The organism is Streptomyces phaeofaciens (assembly GCF_014648915.1).
In the GTDB taxonomy this organism is placed as follows: domain Bacteria; phylum Actinomycetota; class Actinomycetes; order Streptomycetales; family Streptomycetaceae; genus Streptomyces; species Streptomyces phaeofaciens.
In genome coordinates this window covers 1-715 of the sequence record NZ_BMSA01000100.1, presented here as the reverse complement: position 1 = coordinate 715, position 715 = coordinate 1, and the positions used below count along the sequence as shown (strand labels likewise).

1 pseudogene is annotated in these 715 nt (G+C 70.8%); it reads left to right on the top strand.

Annotation, left to right across the window (positions count from 1 at the left end):
• Positions 1 to 270: 270 nt before the first annotated feature.
• A pseudogene (locus IE275_RS45725) lies at positions 271 to 715 on the top strand (hypothetical protein); the annotation flags it as partial.

Sequence of the window (715 nt, the reverse complement as noted above, 5' to 3'; positions counted from 1 at the left end):
CGCCGATGGTACTGCAGGGGGGACCCTGTGGGAGAGTAGGACACCGCCGAACAATCTTTGGAAGGACCCCTGGTCCCAGCGTTCAGCTGGGGCCAGGGGTCCTTTTTTGTTTTTCCGGAGCGCGCCGGGTTCCCGGTTGCGCGAGAATGACTTGCGTACCGAAGACAGGAGTCACCATGTCCACCAACTCTCCCGACGATCGACCGGAGCGCGACCAGCGGCGACGGGACAGTGGGGACCGGGGCGATCGTGGCGGCTACCGCGGCGACCGTGACCGTGGTGACCGTCCGGCCTTCCGGCGTGACGACCGTCGTGATGACAACCGTGGCGGCGGCGGACACGGCCGGCGTGACGACAACCGCGGTGGTTCCGGTGACCGCGGCGGCTATGGCGGTCGGCGCGACGACCGTCCGGGCGATCGCGACCGTGGTGACCGTGGTGGCTTCCGCCGTGACGACAACCGTGGCGACAACCGCGGTGGCGGCTACGGCCGCCGTGACGACCGGCGTGAGGGTGATCGTGGCTCTCGTCCGGCGTTCCAGCGTGACGACCGCGACCGTGGACCGCGTCGGGACGACCGGGACCGGGGTCCCCGCCGTGACGACCGTGGCGACCGTCCGGCCTTCCGCCGCGACGACCGTCGTGACGACAACCGTGGCGGCGACCGTCCCCCCTTCCGTCGCGACGACCGGCGCGATGACCGCCGTGACGACCG